The organism is Aliiruegeria lutimaris (assembly GCF_900099935.1).
Classification (GTDB): domain Bacteria; phylum Pseudomonadota; class Alphaproteobacteria; order Rhodobacterales; family Rhodobacteraceae; genus Tropicimonas; species Tropicimonas lutimaris.
Genome location: NZ_FNEK01000172.1, coordinates 1 through 2,027 on the forward strand (window position 1 = coordinate 1; position 2,027 = coordinate 2,027).

At 45.4% G+C, this 2,027-nt stretch carries 1 protein-coding gene; it reads left to right on the forward strand.

The window, feature by feature from the left end:
• Positions 1 to 298 precede the first annotated feature (298 nt).
• Positions 299 to 1,735: a hypothetical protein gene (locus BLR85_RS28940; protein ID WP_139188626.1), complete on the forward strand. Its 1,437-nt coding sequence runs from the start codon at positions 299 to 301 to the stop codon at positions 1,733 to 1,735.
• Positions 1,736 to 2,027: the final 292 nt, after the last annotated feature.

Here is a 2,027-nt window from a genome sequence, read left to right on the forward strand (position 1 = left end):
ACCGACCACCAGCACCCGAAAGCTTCGTTCCAATGGACCAGAGGCCGACCATGCACTAACAATCAACCCGGACCACTCGATGGGGGCAGTCCAGTCTCCCGTTGACTTCGAAGAAAGACAGCTCAAACTGAGGAAGTCCGGTGTCTAGTAAACTAAGGGCACCTCAATCAACGGACCCGTCAAATAGGGCTGCTCAGGATCGTAGGAATGACTCCAATACAGAAACTTAAGGCAACTTAGATTCTATTGAAACGCCCCGCCTAAAGAAGGGGACTACATAAAGACCTACGGAAAAATTATGTTTCTAAGGAAAAAGAAAGTTGGAAGATATGAATACTTCCAAATAGTCGAAAGTATTCGGAACAAGAAAGGGCCACGCCTTAAGGTTCACGCATCACTCGGACGAACCGACAAGGTAGAGAATTCAGGCGCGTTGGAAAGCTTATTTGCAAGTATTGCCAAGTATTCTAAGAACCGGCCACTTCTTTCAGATACTTCATCCCTTAAAGTGAGAGCAATGCCTCGCGAGGTAATGCAAGAGCTTGTGGTTCAACAACTTCTTATCCTTGCAGAACTGAATACGTCTAGCAAACGATCTAGGACGCAAATCGAGTTGCCTGCCAGTTTCAAAAAAATTGTTAGGCAAGCGCTATTTGATGAAAATACGTCAGTAGACTTAGATTTTTTGTCGTCTATCGGACAGAAGACTGATCTATCTAAAAATCTTAGCTATTTATTTTGCCAGGGCACTAATGCCAATGGCGCTGAACCGATTATTGTTCATATCGACAACCCATGTGGAAAAGGCAAACCAATTTCGCCGATGAAGGGTTTGACAACAGCGACAGCAATTAATTCGAGGGGGGAGGTGATGTTGGTGGAGTATTGGCTGAACATTTTGCCACTACCTAGCATGATTGAAAAGTACGTGAGGCGGTTATCAAAAAAAATTCCACATAAACGCCTCGTCATTGTTTTGGATCGAACACTAGTAAACAAACCCCTGGTAGAGTTTTTTGCTAAAAAGGCCATACAGTTTGTTTTGCCTTTGTACGAGCCTAGCCGGGCCCTTAACAGAATGCCGGACGAGATAATTGAAATGCATCCGAGCTCTAAGCCATTTGATGATGTTGGAACATTTCGATATATACGGGCGATCGATTATTGCACTGCAAGTTACGAGCGCGCCGTTCGGGAAACTCAGCTATTTCAGTTAAAGTCAGTAGAAAAGGAACACCTAAGTCAGTCTCGTGGGATAAAGAGGGCGGAAAAAATTTTGGAGAAAATGGGTGAAAGAGATGGCAACTCCATACTTGCTACCAATGTACAAGATGGTTTGGAAGACATACTGAACTATTATCTCCTCGGGGAAAATACGAGAAAACTCCTTGCAGCGACAAATAGCTTTTGTGCGAAGATTGCGTTACATTTAGATATGCCTCGAGATACCAAAAGCATTCTTGACGGTGCAATTACCCTGCAATTGCTGACGTCAAACCTAACCAAGCCGTTTTTGGATAAAGTGTCAAACGCCGCTGGTAAACGAGTGTCTTGGTCTCAAGTCGCTAAATTAGTCAATAGTAGTTGCCCAATTACGATTGCAGATGGAGAATTTGAGTTAATCTTTATGCCAACGGAGCCAGAAATTCTGCAAACCATTTTCGCCGCGCTTGAAATTGATCTCGAAATGATAACCCAAAAGAATTGTGTGACTTCAGCACAATGGGAGAGATGATGTCTGATGTCAGCGCTCGTGAGTCCAAATAGGGCAATTTGAAGTGGTCCCAGTTTTTCGGGCGGGTAGATCAATCGGAGCAGGGTAACCGCCACGCACCTCTCAAGGGCCATGGCTCTGACAAGACTCAAGTACGGTAGTGCCCCTGGGCATGGTGTAAGAGTGCTGACCCGGAATGCCCCCACTGAAGTGGCCCACCAACTGGGGTAGGTTTACCCCTCATTTTGGAGGGTCGTAAGATGGCTGGAAAACAAGAGAAGCCCGAGGATATCGACTCGAAGCTGCGGCAGGT

What these genes read in the sequence shown, in the direction of transcription:
- BLR85_RS28940 (WP_139188626.1), top strand. Translation starts at nt 299, where the DNA reads ATGTTTCTAAGGAAAAAGAAAGTTGGAAGATATGAATACTTCCAAATA.